General features: G+C 52.7%; 24 protein-coding genes and 1 tRNA gene. 12 read left to right on the plus strand and 13 right to left on the minus strand.

Features of this window, described 5'->3' with window-relative positions; translation table 11 throughout:
* Complete coding sequence (locus tag FTO68_RS11915) at positions 1 to 264, minus strand: DUF3795 domain-containing protein (RefSeq protein WP_368659865.1); 264 nt, start codon at positions 262 to 264, stop codon at positions 1 to 3.
* Between the two features lie 300 nt (positions 265 to 564).
* Between FTO68_RS11915 and FTO68_RS01975 the strand changes: the two genes are divergently transcribed.
* The gene (locus FTO68_RS01975) at positions 565 to 1,215 is read left to right on the plus strand and encodes a hypothetical protein (protein WP_255331683.1); all 651 of its coding nucleotides are present in this window, start codon (positions 565 to 567) and stop codon (positions 1,213 to 1,215) included.
* 185 nt (positions 1,216 to 1,400) lie between these two features.
* Positions 1,401 to 2,708, plus strand: coding sequence for a hypothetical protein (locus tag FTO68_RS01980; protein ID WP_255331684.1), 1,308 nt, complete (start codon positions 1,401 to 1,403; stop codon positions 2,706 to 2,708).
* Between the two features lie 58 nt (positions 2,709 to 2,766).
* On the opposite strand, the gene FTO68_RS01985 is transcribed toward FTO68_RS01980, so the two are convergent.
* The gene (locus tag FTO68_RS01985; protein WP_255331685.1) at positions 2,767 to 3,987 is read right to left on the minus strand and encodes a M23 family metallopeptidase; all 1,221 of its coding nucleotides are present in this window, start codon (positions 3,985 to 3,987) and stop codon (positions 2,767 to 2,769) included.
* A 282-nt stretch (positions 3,988 to 4,269) separates the two neighbouring features.
* On the opposite strand from FTO68_RS01985, the gene FTO68_RS01990 reads away from it, so the two are divergent.
* Positions 4,270 to 4,560 carry a hypothetical protein gene (locus FTO68_RS01990; RefSeq protein WP_255331686.1) on the plus strand — a complete coding sequence of 97 codons (291 nt, stop codon included), beginning with the start codon at positions 4,270 to 4,272 and terminating at the stop codon, positions 4,558 to 4,560.
* 111 nt (positions 4,561 to 4,671) lie between these two features.
* Complete coding sequence (locus FTO68_RS01995) at positions 4,672 to 5,037, plus strand: winged helix-turn-helix domain-containing protein (protein WP_255331687.1); 366 nt, start codon at positions 4,672 to 4,674, stop codon at positions 5,035 to 5,037.
* A 221-nt stretch (positions 5,038 to 5,258) separates the two neighbouring features.
* Here FTO68_RS01995 and FTO68_RS02000 read toward each other — a convergent pair whose 3' ends face one another.
* From FTO68_RS02000 to nifB, 8 genes are all read right to left on the minus strand, one after another.
* Entirely contained in the window at positions 5,259 to 5,768 is a 510-nt protein-coding gene (locus FTO68_RS02000; RefSeq protein WP_368659866.1) for a carbonic anhydrase, read from the minus strand.
* A 506-nt stretch (positions 5,769 to 6,274) separates the two neighbouring features.
* Entirely contained in the window at positions 6,275 to 7,045 is a 771-nt protein-coding gene (locus FTO68_RS02005; RefSeq protein ID WP_255331689.1) for an SAM-dependent methyltransferase, read from the minus strand.
* A 169-nt stretch (positions 7,046 to 7,214) separates the two neighbouring features.
* The gene (locus tag FTO68_RS02010; protein WP_255331691.1) at positions 7,215 to 7,463 is read right to left on the minus strand and encodes an AlbA family DNA-binding domain-containing protein; all 249 of its coding nucleotides are present in this window, start codon (positions 7,461 to 7,463) and stop codon (positions 7,215 to 7,217) included.
* Between the two features lie 413 nt (positions 7,464 to 7,876).
* Positions 7,877 to 8,101: a type II toxin-antitoxin system HicA family toxin gene (locus tag FTO68_RS02015; protein WP_255331692.1), complete on the minus strand. Its 225-nt coding sequence runs from the start codon at positions 8,099 to 8,101 to the stop codon at positions 7,877 to 7,879.
* Between the two features lies 1 nt (position 8,102).
* The gene (locus FTO68_RS02020; RefSeq protein WP_255331693.1) at positions 8,103 to 8,315 is read right to left on the minus strand and encodes a type II toxin-antitoxin system HicB family antitoxin; all 213 of its coding nucleotides are present in this window, start codon (positions 8,313 to 8,315) and stop codon (positions 8,103 to 8,105) included.
* A 244-nt stretch (positions 8,316 to 8,559) separates the two neighbouring features.
* A tRNA-Leu gene (locus FTO68_RS02025) sits at positions 8,560 to 8,644 on the minus strand.
* A gap of 84 nt (positions 8,645 to 8,728) precedes the next feature.
* On the minus strand, positions 8,729 to 8,905 hold the full coding sequence (locus FTO68_RS02030) for a hypothetical protein (RefSeq protein WP_255331694.1): 177 nt from the start codon (positions 8,903 to 8,905) through the stop codon (positions 8,729 to 8,731).
* Positions 8,906 to 8,931: 26 nt separating this feature from the next.
* Positions 8,932 to 9,846 carry a nitrogenase cofactor biosynthesis protein NifB gene (nifB, locus tag FTO68_RS02035; protein ID WP_255331695.1) on the minus strand — a complete coding sequence of 305 codons (915 nt, stop codon included), beginning with the start codon at positions 9,844 to 9,846 and terminating at the stop codon, positions 8,932 to 8,934.
* A gap of 110 nt (positions 9,847 to 9,956) precedes the next feature.
* Here nifB and FTO68_RS02040 point away from each other — a divergent pair, with 110 nt between their 5' ends.
* From FTO68_RS02040 to FTO68_RS02055, 4 genes are all read left to right on the plus strand, one after another.
* Complete coding sequence (locus tag FTO68_RS02040; RefSeq protein WP_255331696.1) at positions 9,957 to 10,469, plus strand: hypothetical protein; 513 nt, start codon at positions 9,957 to 9,959, stop codon at positions 10,467 to 10,469.
* Positions 10,470 to 10,475: 6 nt separating this feature from the next.
* A complete protein-coding gene (locus FTO68_RS02045; RefSeq protein WP_255331697.1) occupies positions 10,476 to 11,687 on the plus strand; it encodes a PEGA domain-containing protein in 1,212 nt (403 codons plus the stop codon).
* A gap of 153 nt (positions 11,688 to 11,840) precedes the next feature.
* The gene (locus FTO68_RS02050) at positions 11,841 to 15,821 is read left to right on the plus strand and encodes a tetratricopeptide repeat protein (RefSeq protein ID WP_255331698.1); all 3,981 of its coding nucleotides are present in this window, start codon (positions 11,841 to 11,843) and stop codon (positions 15,819 to 15,821) included.
* A gap of 3 nt (positions 15,822 to 15,824) precedes the next feature.
* Positions 15,825 to 16,295: a 23S rRNA (pseudouridine(1915)-N(3))-methyltransferase RlmH gene (locus FTO68_RS02055; RefSeq protein WP_255331699.1), complete on the plus strand. Its 471-nt coding sequence runs from the start codon at positions 15,825 to 15,827 to the stop codon at positions 16,293 to 16,295.
* A 209-nt stretch (positions 16,296 to 16,504) separates the two neighbouring features.
* On the opposite strand, the gene FTO68_RS02060 is transcribed toward FTO68_RS02055, so the two are convergent.
* The 3 genes from FTO68_RS02060 to msrB all read right to left on the minus strand — a co-directional run bounded on the left by FTO68_RS02060 (position 16,505) and on the right by msrB (position 18,781).
* Positions 16,505 to 18,055 (minus strand): sodium:solute symporter family protein, encoded by a 1,551-nt coding sequence (locus FTO68_RS02060; RefSeq protein ID WP_255331700.1) that lies wholly within the window; start codon positions 18,053 to 18,055, stop codon positions 16,505 to 16,507.
* A complete protein-coding gene (locus FTO68_RS02065) occupies positions 18,045 to 18,167 on the minus strand; it encodes a symporter small accessory protein (protein WP_255331701.1) in 123 nt (40 codons plus the stop codon). The genes FTO68_RS02060 and FTO68_RS02065 overlap by 11 nt, the downstream gene beginning before the upstream one ends.
* 179 nt (positions 18,168 to 18,346) lie before the next feature.
* On the minus strand, positions 18,347 to 18,781 hold the full coding sequence (gene msrB / locus FTO68_RS02070; RefSeq protein WP_255331702.1) for a peptide-methionine (R)-S-oxide reductase MsrB: 435 nt from the start codon (positions 18,779 to 18,781) through the stop codon (positions 18,347 to 18,349).
* Between the two features lie 131 nt (positions 18,782 to 18,912).
* On the opposite strand from msrB, the gene msvR reads away from it, so the two are divergent.
* From msvR to FTO68_RS02090, 4 genes are all read left to right on the plus strand, one after another.
* Entirely contained in the window at positions 18,913 to 19,644 is a 732-nt protein-coding gene (msvR, locus tag FTO68_RS02075; RefSeq protein ID WP_255331703.1) for a transcriptional factor MsvR, read from the plus strand.
* Between the two features lie 59 nt (positions 19,645 to 19,703).
* Positions 19,704 to 20,468 (plus strand): protease inhibitor I42 family protein, encoded by a 765-nt coding sequence (locus tag FTO68_RS02080; protein ID WP_255331704.1) that lies wholly within the window; start codon positions 19,704 to 19,706, stop codon positions 20,466 to 20,468.
* A 44-nt stretch (positions 20,469 to 20,512) separates the two neighbouring features.
* The gene (locus FTO68_RS02085; protein WP_255331705.1) at positions 20,513 to 21,733 is read left to right on the plus strand and encodes a transglutaminase-like domain-containing protein; all 1,221 of its coding nucleotides are present in this window, start codon (positions 20,513 to 20,515) and stop codon (positions 21,731 to 21,733) included.
* 91 nt (positions 21,734 to 21,824) lie between these two features.
* Entirely contained in the window at positions 21,825 to 22,052 is a 228-nt protein-coding gene (locus FTO68_RS02090) for a PspC domain-containing protein (RefSeq protein WP_255331706.1), read from the plus strand.
* The last annotated feature ends 6 nt before the right edge of the window (positions 22,053 to 22,058 follow it).

Genomic DNA, 22,058 nt, shown 5'->3' on the forward strand with positions numbered 1-22,058 from the left:
TCAGGTTATTAGCCTGCATGGAAAGCCAGTACATTCAAAACAATGCCTTATCTCTTTCTCTGTGGCACAGTTTTTGATTTTACAATCACGACAATGCTTTGGCTTATCTGCTATATCTCCTATATCTGCCATATCTACCATCTCTGTAAAACAACCGGGACAAGGGAATTTTGTTTTTTTCGGTTGACAGTGTTTATAGCAAACCATGCAATTCATACCGCACGGTGCAAACATGTGGGTGTCAATTTCCAAAGGCATTCTCATCAAACCTGCCTCCTTCGGAAGTATAATGCTCTGAACAAGATGCCAGAAGTATGCGACCTTTCATTCAGCTTTTTCATTTGCATATTAATGAATAAACATTCTTAAGAAGAGAGGGTAACAGCAGAATAAGTGCATGAGCTCAATTTCTCTGTGGTAGGGTTTTGGGAGAGGTGGTTTTGCTGAAGTGGGTTGGTGGTGGGATGGGGGCAGAGAATATGCTGGGTTAATGTGACATTGTAGAGGTACACTCATACAATTATGAGACAAATCATATTTTTATTCGCTATAGTGTCAATAATCATGGTCTCCGGGTGTACTACGGCAGGGTCCCCGGCAGCACCGATTGGAAAAGGGTCCGTGAACCTCTGCATCGCTAATCCGGCGCTTGCTGACTCATCCCAAATACCAGAAGTTATTCTCTGGACATCCCCGGGCAACAGCGATGAGAAGGCGGACCAGACAATAGTAGCAACATTCCCCGCCTGCGAAAATCTTTCTGTTACTATCTGGGAGAAGAAAGTGATGCGGGATACCTGGAGCCGTATTACCCTCAGAACAACGGATGGACAGTCCTATGCCGGGTGGATAATCGCAGACCATCTGACTGCGGAAACAAACGAGGTGGGAACGGAATGGAGTGAACATTATTCATCGGTTCTCGGCCGCTGGGAACAGACCAACCGGGGGAACGGTGCGAAGATCTGGTACGAATTCAAAGAGGACGGGATGTATACGTTCAATTACGATATGATGGGCAACAGGGATAACGTCCAGGACCGGGGTTCGTGGGAGTACCGGGGAAACCAAACGTATGACCTTGTATCGAGTACCGCTTCCGATCACAGGTTGGAATCCATCACCCTGGATCCACAGGCAAAGACATTCAAATCAGGATTCCAGTACTCGTCCGACCCGGCAGCGGAACACGAACTTGTATATGCCCGAGTATGATACCGGGATCGGTTCCCAAGTACCTTTATTTGAGTGTGGCTGATCCAGCATAACCATCGATACTGTCATGCTCTTTTATCAACCGGCAACCACAGAGGGCATGAAATCCGGGAGATCGGCTCCCCCACCCCCCGGTTCGTGCAGAAGATGCACCTATATTAGCAATCGTAACGAAACCATCCTTGATGGAACTTCCCTACCTGAACAAATTCATAAGACGCAATAAGGAAGATCTCCCGGAGATCTCGCGTGAGGAGTTTTTTCAGAATCTCACACTGTCCCGGGCTGAAGCGGAAGCGATCTGCAGCAACGCAGAAGACGATCTGAAACGCCTCGATGAGACGAAATGGAGCCTTAAATATACCTCGCTCATCCTCGGGGCGGCGCTCGTAATCAACCTGGGGCTCATGTTTGCATTCACCTGGAAGTTCTACCTGTACTGGATTATGGCGGCCTTCGTGTTCCTGATGGTGAACCCCTTCCTCACCATGCTTCCGACCGATATGGCAGACTTAAAGATGTATATAGGGTACATCAGGGAACTCAAAGTCAGGGAACTCACAGTGCGTGAGAGAAAGAGCCGGGATGGGATCGCGGGCGAAGAGACCTCGGGAAAAGAGGCTTCGGGAAAAGAGACCTCCGGAAAAAGCAGCATCGGTATTGCCGACACAACCGAGACGATCAAAGGGCTTACCCGGCAGAGGAACTACCTCCTCGAACTCGGCTGGAACCTCTTCTTCATCAACTGCCAGCCGCTGGCACCGGGCTTTCTCATGCTCTTTGCCCTCTCCGCTGCTTTTGCACTCGCAGGCTGGGCAGTCTTCGGCCAGTTCGAGGCGTTCTCCTCCATCATCATCACCGTCCAGTCCATTGCATTAATCGTGTTCTATATCGCGATTGTGCATGTGAAGCCGTATTCCAGTGGCTTTTTCTCGGAAGTGCTCGGCATCCATTCCACCTTCAAAGAGCATTATGAAGAAGCCTGGAGCAAGGGACTGAAATTCGCACTCACCGCCGCTGTCCTGATCACCGTCACCGGTATCCTTCTCATAGCAGCGCTCGTCCTCCCCGGGATCACCTACGGCAGTTTCACATCTGCCGAAGCCGATGTCCACATCAACATAGGGATCTTTGCCCTGATCTTCCTCTCGCAGATGATTGCTGTTCGGCATTTTCAGGGGAGATACAGCAGGACGCTCGCGGAAACCCTCTTGAAATCGAAGATCGTGGCTATCCGGGAGGAGATCCTCCCGGCCATCTCAACCCTCGAGACGGCACCCGCAGATGAGGGCGTAACCCCGCAGATGAAGGGCAGTTTAAAAAAGATCGGGATCGATCTCATCCGGCACCGGATGCTGAAGATCGACTACAGGTCATTATTCGGGTACTTCCCGGTATGCCTGATTAACCCGGACATCGGTGCCGTGATGAGCATCTCCGGCAAGAGGGACAGCAGCCGAACCGGGATACAGGAAGACAGAGCGGCGGAATAACCACCTGATCCCAAAGCTTTCACCCTCTTTTATCACTCCCGCCGCCCCCTCAAAAAAACTACGATAGCCGGATCACATTATGGTTATCCGGCAGCATCGCCTCACGGGGGATGGGCGTCTCATACCATGCTATAAAGTCGGGATACTCTTCCCAGAACTGAAGGCCGGAGAAATCCTCCTGTGAGGTTTTCGTGTCGATGAGTGCCTGGTCCGCCTTTCCTATTGACTCAAACGACCGGTACACGTGGGGGTATCCTTCCGCACCGAGGAAGGACGGGGTGCCGGTCACGATCTGGAAGTGGAGGTGCGGCACATCTGAGTTGCCGCTGTTCCCGACAAGGCCGATCACCTGCCCCTCTTTCACCGTATCACCCTTTTTCACGGTAAGTGATCCGGGAATCATGTGGCCGTAGCAGGCATACTTATCATCCCCGAGATCGAGGATGACGTAGTTGCCGGCTGCGGTCGTGATGTCGGCCGGAGGGGTGGAGTAGATGGTCGGGATGTCCGGCAGCCCGTCAAGCGTTTCTGCAACGGTCGCGTCTGCGACTGCATAGAGCTCCTTTCCATATCCATACCAGCTGTGAATGTCCGTTATGTTCTCAGAGGCAAGGCGGCCCGTCTCCGGGTCGGCCCCGATCAGATCCTGTGCGTACCGCTGCGGAACCCGTGTCGCTCCGTTTGTTGTAATCTGTGCCCGGAAGTGGTGGGTATATGGATACGTGGTCTCGATGATCAGCCACCCGGGACCGCGGACCGGGGAGGCGATCACAATCGGCTCACAATCCTTCCTCACTGCCACCTCCCCCCCTTCCAGAATGGCCGGGGGCAGTCCGTCTGCATTCCGGTTCAGGGTGACCCGGTGGATGAGCCGGTCCGGGACAGATTCCGGGTTCACGACGAGCCAGACAGAGACCCGCGACATCGGCATCTTACTGGTGAATGTATCAATCTCCTCCTGGGTTGGCGGTGGAGAGGATGCCGGATGCCAGAGCTGGTCGAGGTCATCCCCTTGCAGGGTTATCAGAACAGCACCGGTCCTGGGATCGATCACCTCGACCTTCTCCGGCGTGATCGTCTCATTGCCGGACGGGTGGAATTCGAGTTCATAGGCAAGGTTCATCCCCCCGCTGCTCATGACCGGGATGGGTTCAACAGGAACGGTCATGGTAATCTCCGGGGCAGCGGGTGCTGGCGCCTCACCGGATCCGGTACAGCCCGAAGCCAGGAGGGCGCAGACAATAATCGCGAGTGTGAGAAGGAATGGAATGTGTCTCATGGTGGGATTATCTCCGTGTATCATCTTTTTCTTCAGCAATATATCTCAGGACAGGCAACATCATTGGTTGAAAACCGGGAACGGGCATGTTATTCTCCTGATGAAGGATATTCGGGGGTGATGAGAAAAAGGTTTGGAGGGTTAAGGTGTGGGTTTTCAATGATCTGTATGGAGGATATTGCTGACCTTTGACTCACGTCTAAGGAATTGCTGGGAGAAATACACTTTCACCCTGCGCTCACTCGATATTTATAATCTGGAATTAAAATCTCTCTTGCTACTATGGTTATTCAATTCTCTGAAGAGGCCCTTTTTATTCTGAACGTCCTCTATAAACGGAGAAATCTCAGTCCTCATCGAGGATTTCACTCTGAAAAATTAAGAGATTTGTACAATAAAAGATTTCCAGAAAAACGATATCTGCCATATAAGGACGCAATAAAAAATCTAAAGAATGCCGGATATATCACTGTTATAAAAAAGGCAGAGGATAAATTCTATATATCTAATATTAATGGTGCAATTAAAGCGCTAAGAAGTCATGGATACATCTCCGATGACGGCTTATTGTAACTCCTCCAACGAATGCAAAATATTTTTATCATATGTGATAAAATAAGTTATCACTTCGCTCTGCTATGGGTAGAAGTTGATATCATCAATAACAATGATCCGGAAATCGTGATGCATATGCCCCGTCCATTTGAAGGAGTCTTTGGAAATACCTGTGAATTGCGGATGCTTGAATTCCTGCTGCCGCTTGAGGGAATGGAATTCAATGTCACAGAACTATCAGACGAAGTCGGTGTCAGCCGGGTGACGGTTGGCAGGGTGGTGAAGAAGTTTGTTGCATGGGGAATCCTCAATGCCAGCAATAGGAAGATTCCCCGGTACTCAATCAATCCATCATCGCCAATAGTCCGGGCGCTCGAGAGCATGAACAATGCCTTGATCAGCCAGATCATTGCTGAAGAAAAGGAGGAGGAGGAGCAAGCTATCGATATGCTCATGAAGAAGCGCAAGGCGACTCCTGATCTTCTTGCAAAATAGCTACAGGCAATAAAATAATGTGAGAGACCAGATTCGACCTGCCAACCCTGCTCCTACAGGATCAGATCGAACAACCGCATTCGCCCGCCCCGGATTCATGATACCCGGGCGTGATGCCACCTCCGTCCCGGACGGTTATGTCTCTAAAATACCCGGAAATTCCAAAATGACTGGGGAGAGAACCTTTCGGATCGGGCAGTTATAATAAAAGAAAAGGGTGCCTATTTCACCCGGCTCAGCAGCCCGTTTGTAAGATCGTAGTAGAGCCCGTGCACTTCTACCCTCTTCTCGTCAACAGCCTTTTTGAGCAGCGGGTACGTGTACAGGTGCTCAATCTGGAGCCGCACATTCTCGTGCTCGATTAACCGGTAACGCTCATCCTTTTCGGCAAGTGTCGTCGGGGGCTTGATTTTTGCATCCACCCGCTCCTTTGCCTCGCGGGCATTGTTGAGCCAGAGCGGGATGTATGAATCCGTGCTCTCCTTGTCAAGGGCACGGATCGCCCCGCAGTTCGAGTGCCCGCAGATGACTACGTCCTTGACCTTCAGGTGAAGAACCGCATACTCGAGTACGGTTGCAAAGTTCCAGTCATGGATAGGCACGATGTTTCCGATATTCCGCTGGATGAAAAGCTCGCCGGCTTTCGCCTGCGTAATATGTCCTGTCTGGAGCCGGGAATCCGAGCAGCCAATCCAGAGCGTCTCCGGATGCTGGCTTCCCGTCAGCTCCATGTAATGGTCTATGTTGGGAGTGAAATCCGACTCCCTGAACTTCATGTTCCCTAGTAAAAATTTTTCAATTCCCAAATTAACACCTCAGATAGTGTACATAAACCGCCAGGCGCCGCTTATGCATACTACTGATACTGGAAACGGAGATGAAAAAACCTTTCGAATTGAGATTGGAGCTCATAACGCGCGAAATCTTCAAATCGGCAAATACTATCTTTATATAAAGTATACTGCCTGAAATGGTCTTTTATTGGTTGCGTCAGTTTCCAGGGGGGTGGTGCTGGGAGTCTTCAGGCCTGAAATCCAAGTCTGGTTTTCACAGATTTAACCTATGTGTTTATTTGTGAGAAGTTATAATCTATATAAACTTTTTTTGAAAGGTTAAATGTAGTGATGATCCAGAATACGCACCATCACCCTGCCAAAACCTCAGCCCGGCCCTGTTCCTACAGGATCAGATCGAACAACCGCATTCGCCCGCCCCTCACCTTGCCGTGCCTCCTCAATCACCTCGCCATCAGGGCGAAGACACCCCAGCCAACATATTCTCTCGTATAGGCGGCGTAGCGTTTTGGTTCCGACGTCAGCATGCCCCTCATTTCCTCTGCGAAGCCGTCGTCTGGATTCGCTTCGAGCCATCGGCGCATGGTGAGCCACTTGGCCGCCTCATACCTGTCCCAGCCATCCTGGTTTGCCAGCACCATCTCCACCACATCGTAGTTGAGATCATTAAAAGACGCGAGAAGATCCGGGAGCATGAGGAAATCCGAGATGGAATTGGCATCGCATTCCCTGGCAACGTCCTCTGTTGGCGGCAGCTGCCTCCAGTAGGGCTCGCCGATGAGGATGATCCCTTTGGGGTTGAGGCTCTTTGCCAGAAGATCGATGGTGCCGGCAACTCCCCCGCCAATCCAGGTGGCGCCGAGACAGGCTGCTACATCGACCTTTTCGTCGGCGATGTAGCCGGCAGCGTCGCCGTGGATGAACCTGATCCGATCTGCGACTCCGAGCTCTTCAGCACGGAGTTTCGCCTGCTCTGTGAACAGCGGGCTCATATCGATGCCGACACCGGTGATTCCAAAATCGCGTGCCCAGGTGCAGAGCATCTCGCCCGAACCACTGCCGAGATCGAGCAGACGGGCCCCCGGCTCCAGGCGCAACGCTCTGCCGAGAGTGGCGAGGTTTTCCGGTGTGAACGGGTTATGAATCCGGTGAGCGCTTTCTGAAATAGTAAAGATACGTGGTATGTCCAATGGAAAAAACTCCTTTGAGTACATTAGGTGATAATTGGATTATATCCTTCGTGGCTGTCATTGATATGGGTTTAAGATAATTATCTGGGTGAGGGTGAGGTGAACACGCCAGATATCAGACACCCCAAAAACAGAAGATGTCCGATAATGTCCGATAAATGTCCGTTATCTTGCAAGATATACTCTCGACCCATCAGGCTTTCCCGGAATGTGGCCTGGTTAAAACGTATTTTCTGCCCTTTTTCGCACCGAATGCTTCCAGCAAGCCACGATGGACGAGATCGAGAAGATCACGGTACCGGGTCTTCTCCGATACCTCCGGCACAATCGATGCATAGTCCATAGCAGTTATACCGCCGTTTGTATTTGCAAATGCACAGAGGGTCTTGAGATACTCGTCCTTCCAGGACTCCTTGAATTCAATGTTCTGGCTCTCGATCATGGTGAATGTGGCTGACTACTACATCGACGGGCATTCTCTTATAGGCTTCTCGCCGACCGGGGCGAGGAGCTAGGAGGTTTCCGGTTGCTGATACTGTCTGCTCTCTTCATATTTGAGCCTGGACGCTCGATAAAACAGATCCAGAGATATGTCCCGCACCGGGCATGCCACAACATTCACAAAATGGTTTTTGGTTATTCAAGGCAACCAATTTCCATAGTAGCGGTGTTGTCACAGATAAATGCGAGAGGCCGGATTCGAACCGATAGATCTTCAGGGGTTTGGATCTTATGTCTATTGCATTCACAGAGAGATTGTTATCACGCGGATGGATGTGGTTATTGGGAAAAAAAATTGTTTAGAAGTTTCCTGATTATGTAATTATACCCGCATTTGTTCTTTTCAGTTTTTCGCTATAATAATTGTATGAACTCATCTTTTGTGAGCCCCGCATGTCTGATGATGCTTTGAATCGTTCCTTTTGAAATTTCCTTGTGGTTTGGAATAGTAAGCCTTCGATGAGGTTCTTTCTCCTGTCTGAGGATAATATGGCTACCTGTTTGATGGTCAACAGAGTAGCCTATCTTATTAAGTGCTTTTATTACTTCAAGATAAGACAATATTGGCAATTTAGGCATATCAGGCGGTTATCTCTACAGTATCTTCATATATTGACGGGGGGATTGGCTCATTATGCTTCTTGAGGCTTGCCAGGTACCCTGTTGCAGCATCGTGTATATTTTCCAAGGCTTCAGCTCTGGTTTTCCCCTGGGATATACAACCCGGAAGGGACGGACATTCGGCGACAAAGATCCCATCTTCGTCGACTTCAATTATCACTCTGAATTTCATATGACCTTATCTCACCAATTTGATAATTTAGGTACGGACCGCTCATCTTATTCGGTAATGTAGTATTGCGATTTCTGAAATATAAAATCTGTTCTATGAACACTCACCTTTTCTGAGGATTATACATACGTTCTCGTTCAGGGAACAGGTTCTAATTGTCATCATGGAAGAGTAATTCAAAAGAGATGGCAAAAGAACCTGAGCGAATTCATTCTGTCAGTTCAGTAAATAAAAAGGAGCTGTATGCGAGAGGCCGGATTCGAACCGGCGGACCCCTGCGGGATCGGATCTTAAGTCCGACGCCGTTGGCCGGGCTTGGCTACCCTCGCGCCGTAATAGAATGTGCCGTCCATCCAGAAAAAGTATTGGAAGATTATCGGGTTCATCGTCCCATTGAATGTCTATCTGATACCTTATTTCGCATCAATCCGCTCAGCCCCGATCCCGGATCTGAAGACCTTCACCACCCGGAACTTACGGCCGGTCGTCCGCTCATACCACTCCCGCTGCTCATCCGCCTCCTTCAGCGTCCTGAGCGGGTGGCGGACCCGCTGCCCGTTCTCTTCGTCAACAAGCACAATTTTGCTCATCGGCTCAAAATATGGTTTTTCCTGGATTACTCTTCTTTCTTTTCGCCGCATCCATGTGAAAGGCAGGACTGCATATCCTGGCCGAGCTTCCCGACCGCATCCGCCCGGCACCGCTGGCAGTGCTTCATCTGCTTCACGTACGGTGCGCAACGGTCATGCATCGCCCGCTTCATTGCCGGTGTCGGCGGGGTGACTCCCTCGAACTTGTACTGCGGGATGAGGGGGATGATATTGAAGTTGTAGACGCCCATTGCGCCGACCTTCTTTGCGATCTCGGGGATATGCTCATCATTGACGCCGGGGATATAGACGGTGTTGATCTTCACGATCATCTTCCGCTCAACCGCCATCTGAATCCCTTTCAGCTGCTGTTCGAGGAGGATCTTTGCACCCTCCACTCCTTCGTACTTCTTTCCCTTGTAGGTGACATGCGAGTAGATCTTCGCCCCGATTTCCGGATCAATCGCATTTAAGGTCACCGTCAGGTTGTAGACATCGTACTTCACCAGCTCGTCGATATATTCGGGGAGCATCAGGCCGTTTGTGCTCAGGCAGAGGATCAGGTGGGGAAACTCCTCATGCACAAGCCGCATCGTCTCAAGCGTCTCCGGGTTTGCGAGCGGCTCGCCGGGCCCTGCGATCCCGATCACCTTCACGTACGGGAACTTCTCCATCACTTCCCTGACACGGGCAACCCCGTCACCCGGGCTGAGGACCTCGCTTGTCACGCCGGGACGCGACTCATTCACGCAGTCGAAATCCCGGACACAGTAATTGCACTGGATATTGCATTTCGGTGCAACCGCAAGATGGGCCCTGCCGAATGCATGGCATGCCTTCTCGGAAAAGCAGGGATGCTCCTTGATTCTTCGGAGCGTCTCTGGATCGTATGGTATCTCCTTTCCCTGTACGTTCGCTGTCGGGTAACCCTCATCCGTCATATGATCTACTAATGGATGAATAGGCAATAAATACTGTCCTTTCTGCATCCCGGATGGAACAGGGTCTGTCATGATACCATTTTTTATCCCGAGGCGATCATCCATCTATCATGAAACGTATCGCCATCCTCCTTCTCCTCTGCCTGATGCTGCCGTTCTTCTCCGGCTGTACCGGGGTCGATACATCCCCTGACCCCCTCACACCGACCCCCGCCCCTGTGCCGGTTGTATCTGTAGAATCGCCCGTCATCGTACTCCCCCCTGAACTGGCAGGAACACCAGTTACGCTCTCGGCAATCCCACTACAAACCGATCATGCCCTCTACCTCACCTTTGAGATGAATGCACGGGGACGGCAGAGACAGATTCCAACCGGGGGCTACCCGCTGATCCTCACCTTCTTCGTATACAATACCGACCAGTTTGCACCAGGATATGCACCGTCAACTGCTGACGAGGTCAGAAACTCCGCTATACCGTACAAGACACGCTCATTGCACCTCTATTCAGAGAACATCCTCACCCATAATGAACAGGTGCCGGAGCGTAGCTCACCCGCCGGGCTTTTTTATCCCTCCAGACCATATGCCTATGGTGTCATCATCGAGATCAGGCAGGTGTAAAAAGACATGAACAAGATCATCTATCTACTGCTCGGGCTTGCACTCCTCGCCCTCCCGGCATCAGCCGCCGTATCGTTTTCGACCCCATCACCAGTTGATCTCACACTCGGAGATCCCATCACCCTCACCGGGACTGCTGAACACACCACCGTCATCTACCTCTTCATGACCGGTCCCGGCCTCAATCCAACTGGCGTCTCGCTCAATGACAGGCAGGCGCTCGCTGAGACCGGGAACATGGTGAAGGCCTATGTCACACCGGCAGGCAGCTGGGAATATACCTGGTATACGCAGGGGATCAGTGGAAAATCCGGGCTCTCTGCCGGGACGTATACACTCTATGCCTCGGACACCCCGCAGCATGCCGGTGCACTTAAGAAATGCACCGGGTGCGCCTATGACACGATTACGGTGCTGCTCTCCCTTCCGGTTGTACAATCCACGCCATCAACAAAGATGGGTGATATCGATATCAGGGCTACCTCCGGCCTGACAATCCTGCTGGATGGCGTCCCCATGGGGGCAACTCCATCAGTTCTGAGGGGTGTCAGTACCGGCATCCGGGTCATCGAACTTAAATCCGGCTCGTACTACTCGTGGTCTGAGCGTGTTGCCGTCTCGGAAGGTGCAACCGTGATAATCAATGCAAACCCCCGGGCCTTACCAAAGACCGGCTCGGTCTCTGTCACCTCCTCTCCTTCAGGCTATCCAATCATCATCAACGGTGCAAATACCGGGACTAGCACCCCCGGCACCATCACGGGCCTGACAACCGGGCTTCAGATCGTTGAACTGAGGGCGCCAGGATACAACAACTGGAAGCGGTCTGTTACGGTCTATCCTGGCAAAACCGAGATGCTCGTTGCCGATCTCGTCTCTCCGGGAGCACCGGCAACTACTGGTGCAACACCTCTCCCGCCACCCACCGGCTCACTCCGGGTCATCTCGAGCCCTGCAGGGGCGAATGTGAACGTCGGCGACCAGTTCTATGGCATCACCCCGGTCACCATTCCTGATCTCGCAACCGGCCCCCACCAGGTCACCATCTCACTAGCGGGATACAGCCCCTGGAGCGGCATGGTATCAATTGCCAGCGGCGAGACACTGGATCTCTCACCGACACTCAGCCCCCTGCCACAGCCGACACCGGCGCCCTTCCCTCTCCCCGCATTGTGTGGAGCTCTCTTCATCATCTTCATCGGAATGAGAAGAAGGTAACCTCATTTCAATTTTTTTCATACACAACAGTCTTTGATCGCAACCATATCCCCGGCACTGGTGGCAGCCAGCATCTCCAAAAACTGCCCCGTGATCCATTGATCACAACACCCTTCTTCTTGAAGAGCAACCTCTATTACTAGAGAGGTTACGATGGATCTTTTTGGAAACATACTTGGAAAAAGTGAGACAGCTGCTCCGTACATCCAGAAAGCCGAGGCGCTCTTTGAGAAGGGAAAGGTTGATGATGGGGTCAGGCAGTGCAGGCGTGCAGTTGAGATCGAACCGGGCAATGCACAGGCCTGGTACCTGATCGGTTCCGGTGAACGATTCCTCGGCCACACCACTTTGGCACTGGAGGCATTTACAAAGGCATCAGCACTCTCTCCAGACGATCCTGCCATCTGGATCGCAATGGCAGGAATCTATTCCCGGTGCGGCAGGTTTGCAGATGCGGTCGCAAGTATCGACCGCATTCCCGCATCTGATGCAAAACGCCGTGATCTTCTGATCAGGAAAGCCGAGTGGCTCGAAGCGCTCGGCAGGTATGAGGAAGCGGAACAGCTGCTGAAAGAGATCGTCGCTGAATCCCCCGAAGACGGGGAAAACCTTGCATGGCGGATCGATCTCCTGATGCGGCTTGGTAAATATGCAGACGCGATCACCGCAATCGGGTCTGCGATCTCGCTCGGGTTCAGACCTGCTGAGATGCATGCCCGGAGAGGGCGTGCCCTGGAAGGAACCGGGGATCTAAAAGGCGCACTTGCGGCATACCGGGAAGCCCTCTCCCTAAAGAACGACGATCCTGGCACCTGGTATGCACGGGCACGGATCGAAGAATCAGATGGCGACTATGCTGCCGCAGCCGCCTCCTATGCCGAAGTAATGCGGGGGGTAACTGATGATAGTGCAGCGGGTGTTGCCAGATCACACTGTCTCTTCATGGCTGGCCAGTACGATGAAGCATTTACCGGCTTTGAGAAGATTGTCACGAAGAACCCGGAGTACTACCCGGCCTGGTACCTGCTCGGCGTCACGGCAGAGCGGCTCGGACGGGTGAAACGGGCAGCAGAATGTTTTGATAAGCTCTTAAAACACGACCCCGCCAACACAAACGGCTGGTACCGCCGGGGCCTTGCCATGATGAGCCTCGGGCGGTACAAGGAGGCACTGGAGAGTTTCCGGAGGATGCAGCACCCCGATGGCACCAAAAAAGTGGCCTGGGTGACAAGCGACGGCGAGATGAGCCTCTTTGGGAGATCCTATGATCAGAGCGGCACAGCCAGGGAGCCGATCGAGATCGATGCGAAGAATATCGTCTTAATCGGCCTCCAGGCACGATCGCTTGCTGGTGTCGGGCAGTATGAGGATGCACTGAAGATGATCGCCCGCCTCCCCTCAGAAGAGAAGAAGAGCACGCAGATCCAGCTGATCTCGGCCGAGGCAGAAGCGGCGCTTGGCAATTATGCCGCTGCAATGCAGCATATCGAAGCACTCAGAAATGATCCGAAGGCAGTCTCCGAATCAAGGCGCCTGTATGCGGAGATCCTGATGAAGAACCAGAGATACAGGGAAGCTGCTGAGATCTTCAGTGAGATCCTCTCAGATGAACCCGATGATATCCGGGCACTCCGCAGGCGGGCAGAAGCAGTGATGAGGCTTGGAGCCAATGCAGATGCGGCAGAGGATCTCAAAACACTCATCGAACTCTCCCCAACTGACTGGCAGGCGATTATCCTCCGTTCTGAACTTCTCTCCCTCACCGGGGATGCAGCAGGATCCATAGCCCTCCTTGAGACCCTTCCCGAGAAGCTCCGGACAGATCCATCCATCCGGATGATGCGGGCATATGCTTTCGATTTGTCCGGGAAGATGGAAGATGCCTTAAAAGAATTAAAGGCTGTTCTAGAAAATTCTGAAGATGCAGGCGCTCTTCTTCATGCCGCCACCCTTGCATACAGGACGGGTGATCTCACCTATGCACAGATGCTCATCGGGAAGCTGAACGAAAAGTCAGTGTCATCCGGCGGCATCGCCCTCTGGCATGCCACTATCCTCTCCGCAATCGGCGACTATGAGGAAGCAGCCGATGCATACACCGAAGCCCTCTCCTTCAACCAGAAAAACCCATCTGCACTGATCGGACGGGCAGAGGCATTCAGGCACATTGGGCATGCTGAGCCCGCACTTGCGGACATAAACGCTGCCCTCTCAATAAATCCGAAATCTCTCCATCTGCATGCTATCAGCGGCAGCATCCTGATGCAACGTTCACGATATGAGGAGGCAGCAGATGCGTTCAGGAGATCAGAATGCGATCTCTCACTCTCGCTCGCTGCCGAGGCGCTTATACGTTCAGGACGGTACCAGGAAGCCCTTTCACATTTCGAGAGCTACACAGCTTCCCATCCCGATGATCAGATCGCCCTCTACCTCGCCGGAATGGCTGCCGAACATCTCGGAAAGTACCAGACTGCCATTGCACACTACCAGAAGGTATCAGATTCAATCCCCGATGCACAGTATCGCCTCGGATCGCTCCTGAATGCAACTGGTGAATATGGTGAAGCCGAAACAGTGCTGGGAGCGTTCTGCGAGAGCCATCCCGAAGATATAGGGGGATGGTGCAGCAGGGCATCTGCATACGAACACCTTGGACGTGACGGGGAGGCAGGCGATGCATACCAGGAGGCGATGAACCAGGGTGCAGAGAGTCCTGCACTCCTCATTGCAATGGAAGGTATCCTCTCACGGCTCGGGCGGCCGGATGACGCAGCAGAGATCTGCCTTGCCATTACCAGGCAGCACCCGAATATCCCTATGATGAACCGGCGGCTCGGCGAGCTGATGACCCTTCTTGGGAGATCGGCCGAGGCAGCCGATGCATACCAAAAAGCTCTCCGTGAAACACCGGACGATCCGCTGCTGCTCATCGCTGCAACCGATGCGCTCATGAAGGTGGATGCCCGGAAGGAGGCGCTCGAACACTTAAAGCATGCCGGTGAAGTGCATCCCGATGACGCACGGATCTGGCAAGCGATGGGTGATGTCCTGACTGCCGACTCCGAATATGCACATGCGGTCCGGGCATATGATCGGGCCATCGCAACTGAAGATGCCCCCTCAGAGGTATACCGGGGCCGGGCACGGGCACTCATGCTCTCAGGCAAATGGAAAGAGGCATGCGATGCCCTCTCAGAATATCTCCAGAAAGAGGAGCGTGATCTCGCCACCTGGTTCGAGCTTGGCAGCCTTGCAGAATCAGTCGGGGATCTCAGGATGGCAGGGAAAGCATATCATAAAGCAGCAGACCTTCCGGGAGCACCCTTTGCATATGCACGGGTGCTCGCACTCCTCGGCGATGGTGAGCGGGCACTCCAGCAGATCGAGACGCTCATCGGGGAAGATCCCGACAATATCGAGTATCTCAGGTTCTCTGCCTCCCTCTTCCTCAGTATGGGGCAGTACGAGGAGGCGATTGACAGCTACTCACGTGCCCTCAGGGTCAGGAAGGACGATCATCAGCTTATACGTGGTTATGCCTCAGCACTCGAATCTTCCGGAAGATACCATGAAGCGGTTGGGATCTACTCAGATCTCCAGAAGGCAGAGCCAACTCTTACTTCGACGATCTATTCGATCGGCTCGCTTCTGACGCATCTGGGCAAGTATCGTGAAGCAGCCAGAACCTATGACCAGATCCTGGCTGAACATCCGGATGATGTGGCAGCGATCATCCGCCGTGGATCAATCGCAGAGCGGCTCGGGCATTTCGGAGAAGCGGTTGACTTGTATGAAAAAGCCCTTTCCATCGACTCGAAGAACGGGCCGCTCTGGAGTGCACGGGGTTCGATCATGGTAGCCCTTGGCAGGTACAATGATGCGCTGAAGTCATATGACCGTGCACTCGACCTCTCCCAGAATGAGATCAATGCCTGGTACTGCAAGGGGCTTGTCCTGAATTATGTGGGGAAGAAGGAGCAGGCGATGTCCTGTTTCGATCATGTCACAGAGGAGGATCCTGGGCATGCACTCGCCTGGTACCAGAAATCCAGGATCTATGACAGCATCGGCGAGCGGAAGGAGGCACTGGGCTGCCTCTCACGCGCCCTTGATATCGATCCCGATCTCTGACCTATGCAGATCAGGATAATTGCTGTTGGGAAGGTGAAAGAGAACTGGCAGAAGGAGGGGATTGCGGATCTGATCCGCCGCCTCTCTCCCTATGCCACCATCACCATCACCGAGGTGCCGGATCAGAAATATTCTTCAGCTGGCGAACAGCCTTCTGCTATACGGAAAGAGGGGGCCTCTCTCCTCGCAGCAGCAAAGGATCCCGCTCTTTTTATCGCACTCGATCCCGCCGGCCGTATGATGCCGAGCGAGACATTTGCCGCTCTCCTCCGAAACCACGAGATCTCCGGAAGAGGTGATATTGCGTTCTGTATCGGTGGTGCAGACGGCTTGTCTGAAGAGGTGCGTGCCCGTGCCGATCTCATTCTCTCGCTATCAGAGATGACGTTTACTCATACAATGGCCCGCCTTCTTCTTCTTGAACAGGTATACCGGGGATTTCGGATCATCCGGGGCGAGCCGTACCACAGATGAAAAAGAGCCGCCCCGCAACTCCAATTGGGTCGTTTGAAGCATTCCCGCCCCTCCCGCGCAGCATCTGCGGTTACCCGTTCAACCTCCCTGCGAAGCATCTGAATGAACAGATCCGAATGCATGATTCGAACACCCGATAGCCGGATGAATGACTCGCTCCCTATTGCACACCGCACCAGAAGAACGAAGAGCGAAAAAAGAGGTGATGGTCAGGCCATTCTCCGGTTGTGCCGGATCTGGAAGAGCACCATCACGATGAGTGATACCGGAAGGGCGATCACCAGCGGATTGCAGGCACTCCAGGGCTGGCTGAGGATGGATGGCACACCGAAGATGAACTGGGAGAGTCCAAGGACACTTGATTCGGCTGCATGCACAAAGACCGTCCAGATGAACCAGACGAAGGCTCCTGCGAGGAGCGATGCCTTTGCACCGATGACGCAGGGGGATTTCGAGGTGATCCCGTTTACAAATGCGGGCAGGAAGGCCGATGCGCAGAGCCCCATGAAGATGACGGTTGCCCGTGCGATGATGCTGCCGGGCAGCAGGAAGGCAACTAAGATGGAGATGACCATCATGATCATGATGCCCCGCTTGTTTGCGGTAAGTGACAATGCACACTCCCGTCCCCGGCCCCAGACATCACAGGCAAGGGCGGTTCCCATCGTATGATAGAGCGAGCTTAAGGTAGACATCGCCGCACAGAGGAGTGTCAGCATAAAGATGATCACAAAGACATCCGGCATCGACTGTGTAATGAAGAGCGGGATGATCGAATCGATATTGCCGCCGGCGGCAGTCACCGCAATCTGTCCGCTCTGCTGGTAGAAGTAGACGTTTGTCAGTGCTCCGACGGTGAATGCCACACCGGTCATCATCAGGATGAAGGGGCCGCCGATCAGGGTTGCACGGTGCAGTGATTTGTCGTCCTTTGCGGTCATGAACCGGACGATCAGCTGCGGCTGGGCAAGCACACCGATACCGACACCGAGCACCATCGTGGTGATAAGCGTCATCCATATCGGGGATCCGAAGGTCGGCATTGACGTCCACCCGGTATGCCCTGCAGCAGCAAGGCCTTCTGGAACAAGGTGTGCCATATTGGTGAGTGCGGTATTTGCTGCCACGACACCACCAAGATGGATATAGGTGAGGAGCAATAACGCGGTCATACCGATCAGCATGATCGCACCCTGCAATGCATCGGTATGCATCACGGCGATGAGCCCTCCGAAGACGACATATGCCCCGACGATCAAGGCAAATCCGAGGAGTGCTGTTTCGTACGGGATTGAGAGCGTGACCTCAATGAACCGGGCTCCGCCGATCAGGATGGCGGCGGTGTAGATCGGCATCGAGAGGATGATGATGATGCCGCTAATGTACTGGAGGAACGGGGAATTGTAGCATTTTCCCATCAGGTCAGGGAATGTGTACGCGGAGAGCCGTTTCCCGGTTTCACGGATCTTCTTTCCGAAGAAGACGAACGCGATGAAGATACCTACCCCGATATTTAAGACGGTGAGCCAGATCAGCCCCATGCCGAGGTTTGCCGCCACACCCCCGAACCCGACAATTGCTGATGTTGAGATGAAGGTTGCTCCGTACGAGAGCGCGATGACAACCGGATGGGTGTTTCTTCCGGCAACCATGTAGTCTTCGGCTACTTTCGTCTTCTTGTACCCATAGTACCCGATTCCGACGATCAGGAGCAAATAGATCGCAACCACAATCGAGAGGGTTAATACATCAACTGCCATGTTCTGCGTCTCCGTTGTTCCAGTTCAACAAACCATACAGTACACACAAGCCTGCGAAGCCAATTGCAAGCAGATATGCAATCCAGATGTAGGGATCAGGAATACCAAACATAATGATAACCTCCGGTACCTCAGCAACTGCACGGGAGACCGAACAATACAGCGGTCTCCCTATCTAAAGAAGAAAAAGAAGTTGTCTGCTACGAATGCAAGGGCCAGACCCATACAACTATCTGTTGCAGACATGAGGTATCCACATAGAGTAGATATTTTATACTATTTATAAACCGCCTATTTGGATCTCAGCCTGAGTGAGGCTGAATTCATGCAGAACCGCCGACCCGCCGGAGGTGGGCCGTCATTGAAGACATGACCAAGATGGGCACCGCAGAGGGCGCAGAGCACCTCGTCCCTGATCATACCAGCTGATCTGTCCACCTTAATGTGGATATTGTTTTCTGAAACGGCTTTTGTGAAACTCGGCCATCCGGTACCTGAATCAAATTTATCCTCAGAATAGAAGAGATCAGTTTCACAACAGGCACAGAGATATATCCCATTCAAATGGCAGTTGTGGTATCTTCCGGTAAACGGCGGCTCGGTTCCCCCTCTCCGTGCCACTTCAAAGGTGATCGGATCGAGTATAGCTTTCCATGTGCTCTCACTTTTTTCTATTGGCTCCTGATCGATGAGCCTCCCTTCCGTGACCGAATAGATCTGCACCATAGAGAAGAGATCCCTCCTGAAGTATAAGATATGATCGATTATTCTCAAATAAGCGAACAATATATAATTGTGTACGATCTTCTATACTACAGGAATACCATATGAGGGCTATTGGGAGATCGGATCTATCTTTGTTTGGAACCGCAACCGGCGTGCGGGCTGTGCGCAATCCCGTACGACGGCATATCCTTCAGCTCCTTGAAGGTGGTGAGATGAGTTTTGAATCAATCGTCTCATCTTCCGGGCGGGCCAAATCGACCGTCTCCGCACATCTCTCCGCCCTTGTCGACGAGGGGATCATAGGTTCCCGTCCCGGGGATGATGATGAACGGAAGAAATACTTCTTTTTAACATCCCACTTCATCGGCGAACTCTCGCCCGGGGATCGGATCGCAGATGAGATCAGCGACTATGCCTTTGATTACCGGGAGGGGGCAGTCGATCCTTTTGCATTCTACCGGCTCGTCTACCGGACATTCCGTGTTTCCCTCCTGATGGAGGGGATCTCGATTGATCCGCTCCTGAAACGAGCTGGTGAAACAGTCGGTAATGCCATCTACCCGGCGCTTGCGGCAAAGGATATGGATGGATTCTGCACGAACCTTGCCGGTTTCTGGGAGCAGCACCATCTCGGCAATATAGAAAATCTGACGCTCGATCCAATCTATTTCTCGATTTATGACTGCTTTGAATGCGTCGAACTCCCATTCCTCGGCAAACCTGCATGCTCGTTTGATTCCGGCCTCCTCTCCCTCCTCTTCTCCCGGCAGTCCGGCAGGCCGATGGAAGCGTTGGAACGGGAGTGCTATGCAGCCGGGGATCCCTGCTGCACCTTTGAGATACTTCCTGTTCCAGAAAAATAACGATTTACAACCAGTAAGGTTATACCATTCAATGACATTTTTTGTAATGGTGTGAACTGATGATCAGGAACGCTCTCTTAATTCTGCTGATAGCCACAGCTCTGCTCGTAACAGCGGGCTGTGTGGCTGAAGAGCCAGAGGCACCGCCGGAAACCCCGGCACCGCCAGTATCGCTGCATATGTTTGATGCAACCAATAATGGAGAATCCTATACCTTCTGGACCGGCGAGTTTATCCAGATCAAGCTTGTCGAGAACCCGACAACCGGGTACTCCTGGGATATGGCCGTTCCCGAGGGGCTCACCCTGAAGAGGGATGAGTTCATCGCCCCGGAGACCGAAATGGCAGGAGCCCCCGGCATGCATGTCTGGGAGTTTGAGGCTGGCGCTCCAGGCACCTACACAGTTGAAGGAAAGTATGTCCGTCCCTGGGAGACAGATGCCGAGCCGGCAGAGACCTTCACCCTGACGATCATTGTTGAGGCAGACGCGGCCCCGGCACCTGTTTCACGGGTACTTGAGGTTGATGAGACAAACAATGGCGGTATGATCGGCTTTGATCCAGGAATGCAGTTCAAAATTACGCTTGTCGAGAACCCGACGACCGGGTACTCCTGGGATATGGCCGTTCCCGAGGGGCTCACCCTCGTCTCCGATGAGTTCATCGCCCCCGATACCGAACTGATGGGTGCTCCCGGCACGCATGTCTGGCTTATCCAGGGGGATAAACCCGGTGAATACGTGGTTGAAGGGAAGTACATCCGGCCCTGGGAAGCAGATGGCGAGCCAGCTGATACATTCACCCTTGAGGTAATGGTCGGTTAAGCATCAGATAACTCTTCTTTTACCCATTTTTTTATCCTGAGGATATGGAAGACCGGATTGTGCTTCGTCAGTTCTATTACCACTCCCGTTCAAAGGAAAATATGTATCGCATCCTTTCTGTAGCCCTTATCGCCCTTTTTGCGCTCTCACTGGGCTGTACATCCATCGCTGATTACGGAGAAGAAGCCGGGGATCAGATAGCTATCCGCGAACCCTATCCCCTTGCCTTCCACACAAGCTTCTATTCGCAGGGGATATCCGATATCACCTTCACACTCACGAATTACGGCACTGATGAACGGATCATCCGGGCATCTGCCTGGTATGACGAGTACAGCTCAAAGGCCATTACAACTGTTGAGATTCCTCCGGATGAGACGGTCGAGCTCGATGTGATGATCGTCCTCAACGAGGAGAAAGTCCGGGCGATCACTACAACCACCCTCTTTAACCTCGCCTGGGTTGTCGAGGAATGGGACGGGGATTACTGGCAGATTATTGAGGAAGGGACCGCCCCGATCGAAGTCTACCCGATGGATACGATGGTCTGGGAGATTTCAGATGGTGAGGGTGGCAGCATCGATACGACCGAATATATCGCCGTCTTTGTCACACCACAGGCACCGGCGGTGCGTGAACTGCTGGTTGCGTCAAAGGAGTATGTGGATCCTGCCTATGATCCGATGTACGAAACACTCGGCCTCTCCAGGACTCTTGCCGGGTACCAGTTCGGCGACCTTCCGGATGAGGCATGGTATATTCATACCGGCCTCCATGCAAAGGCGGTCTATAATGCCCTCAGATACACCTATGATGTCCGGTACCTTGACATGACGGTTAGCTTCGGAACCCAGGGGTATGTCCAGCGGGTGAACACGCCTGAAGAGTCACTCCGTTCCACATCCGCAAACTGCGTGGATGGATCTGTTCTCTTTGCATCAGCCCTCGAAGCAATGGGTATCGATGCATACATCATCTCCCTCCCCACCCACGCCTATGTAGCATGGAAACATGATCCCAGCCCTGCAAACACCCCCGGCTATGAGAATCCGGACGGACTCCCGCTCCTCAACCCCGATGATCTCACAGCACTTGAGACGACGATGATCGGCGACTATGAATTCGGAGAGGCGGTTGCCTATGGTAATGAGCAGCTTGGGAAAGACTGGGATTTATTCAATGACTTCGAGAATCCCGATGCCAAAGAGTACCGGCTGATTGATATCGGGTATGCACGGGACGAGGGGATCTATCCCCTCCGGTGATCCTCTTTTCCTTAATAGCGATCTGCAGCCGCCATGGTGTATGATGCCGTGAAAAGATACAAGAGAGAAGAGCAACCATTCTGATCCGACAATGGCTGAAGAGAAGCGTCTGACACGATCAAAGACAAACCGGCTCCTGGCTGGCGTATGCGGAGGGATTGCAGAATACTATGGATGGGATCCCTCGCTCGTCAGGATAGGCTGGATCGTCCTTTCATTCATCCCGGCATTTCCGGGCATCATCCTCTATATCCTCGCCTTAATCATCATCCCTGAAGAGGATGGAGAGAAGAAGAGTGATACCTATTCCGGCGAATAGCCAAAA

The organism is Methanocalculus taiwanensis (assembly GCF_024372745.1).
Classification (GTDB): Archaea; Halobacteriota; Methanomicrobia; order Methanomicrobiales; family Methanocorpusculaceae; genus Methanocalculus; species Methanocalculus taiwanensis.

Excerpts from the sequence above, each read along its gene's own strand:
- FTO68_RS11915 (WP_368659865.1), bottom strand. The coding sequence starts at position 264 with ATGAGAATGCCTTTGGAAATTGACACCCACATGTTTGCACCGTGCGGT.
- FTO68_RS01975 (WP_255331683.1), top strand. The coding sequence starts at position 565 with ATGGTCTCCGGGTGTACTACGGCAGGGTCCCCGGCAGCACCGATTGGA.
- FTO68_RS01980 (WP_255331684.1), top strand. The coding sequence starts at position 1,401 with ATGGAACTTCCCTACCTGAACAAATTCATAAGACGCAATAAGGAAGAT.
- FTO68_RS01985 (WP_255331685.1), bottom strand. The coding sequence starts at position 3,987 with ATGAGACACATTCCATTCCTTCTCACACTCGCGATTATTGTCTGCGCC.
- FTO68_RS01990 (WP_255331686.1), top strand. The coding sequence starts at position 4,270 with ATGGTTATTCAATTCTCTGAAGAGGCCCTTTTTATTCTGAACGTCCTC.
- FTO68_RS01995 (WP_255331687.1), top strand. The coding sequence starts at position 4,672 with ATGCATATGCCCCGTCCATTTGAAGGAGTCTTTGGAAATACCTGTGAA.
- FTO68_RS02000 (WP_368659866.1), bottom strand. The coding sequence starts at position 5,768 with ATGGAGCTGACGGGAAGCCAGCATCCGGAGACGCTCTGGATTGGCTGC.
- FTO68_RS02005 (WP_255331689.1), bottom strand. The coding sequence starts at position 7,045 with ATGTACTCAAAGGAGTTTTTTCCATTGGACATACCACGTATCTTTACT.
- FTO68_RS02010 (WP_255331691.1), bottom strand. The coding sequence starts at position 7,463 with ATGATCGAGAGCCAGAACATTGAATTCAAGGAGTCCTGGAAGGACGAG.
- FTO68_RS02015 (WP_255331692.1), bottom strand. The coding sequence starts at position 8,101 with ATGCCTAAATTGCCAATATTGTCTTATCTTGAAGTAATAAAAGCACTT.
- FTO68_RS02020 (WP_255331693.1), bottom strand. The coding sequence starts at position 8,315 with ATGAAATTCAGAGTGATAATTGAAGTCGACGAAGATGGGATCTTTGTC.
- FTO68_RS02030 (WP_255331694.1), bottom strand. The coding sequence starts at position 8,905 with ATGAGCAAAATTGTGCTTGTTGACGAAGAGAACGGGCAGCGGGTCCGC.
- nifB (WP_255331695.1), bottom strand. The coding sequence starts at position 9,846 with ATGACGGATGAGGGTTACCCGACAGCGAACGTACAGGGAAAGGAGATA.
- FTO68_RS02040 (WP_255331696.1), top strand. The coding sequence starts at position 9,957 with ATGAAACGTATCGCCATCCTCCTTCTCCTCTGCCTGATGCTGCCGTTC.
- FTO68_RS02045 (WP_255331697.1), top strand. The coding sequence starts at position 10,476 with ATGAACAAGATCATCTATCTACTGCTCGGGCTTGCACTCCTCGCCCTC.
- FTO68_RS02050 (WP_255331698.1), top strand. The coding sequence starts at position 11,841 with ATGGATCTTTTTGGAAACATACTTGGAAAAAGTGAGACAGCTGCTCCG.
- FTO68_RS02055 (WP_255331699.1), top strand. The coding sequence starts at position 15,825 with ATGCAGATCAGGATAATTGCTGTTGGGAAGGTGAAAGAGAACTGGCAG.
- FTO68_RS02060 (WP_255331700.1), bottom strand. The coding sequence starts at position 18,055 with ATGGCAGTTGATGTATTAACCCTCTCGATTGTGGTTGCGATCTATTTG.
- FTO68_RS02065 (WP_255331701.1), bottom strand. The coding sequence starts at position 18,167 with ATGTTTGGTATTCCTGATCCCTACATCTGGATTGCATATCTGCTTGCA.
- msrB (WP_255331702.1), bottom strand. The coding sequence starts at position 18,781 with ATGGTGCAGATCTATTCGGTCACGGAAGGGAGGCTCATCGATCAGGAG.
- FTO68_RS02080 (WP_255331704.1), top strand. The coding sequence starts at position 19,704 with ATGATCAGGAACGCTCTCTTAATTCTGCTGATAGCCACAGCTCTGCTC.
- FTO68_RS02085 (WP_255331705.1), top strand. The coding sequence starts at position 20,513 with ATGGAAGACCGGATTGTGCTTCGTCAGTTCTATTACCACTCCCGTTCA.
- FTO68_RS02090 (WP_255331706.1), top strand. The coding sequence starts at position 21,825 with ATGGCTGAAGAGAAGCGTCTGACACGATCAAAGACAAACCGGCTCCTG.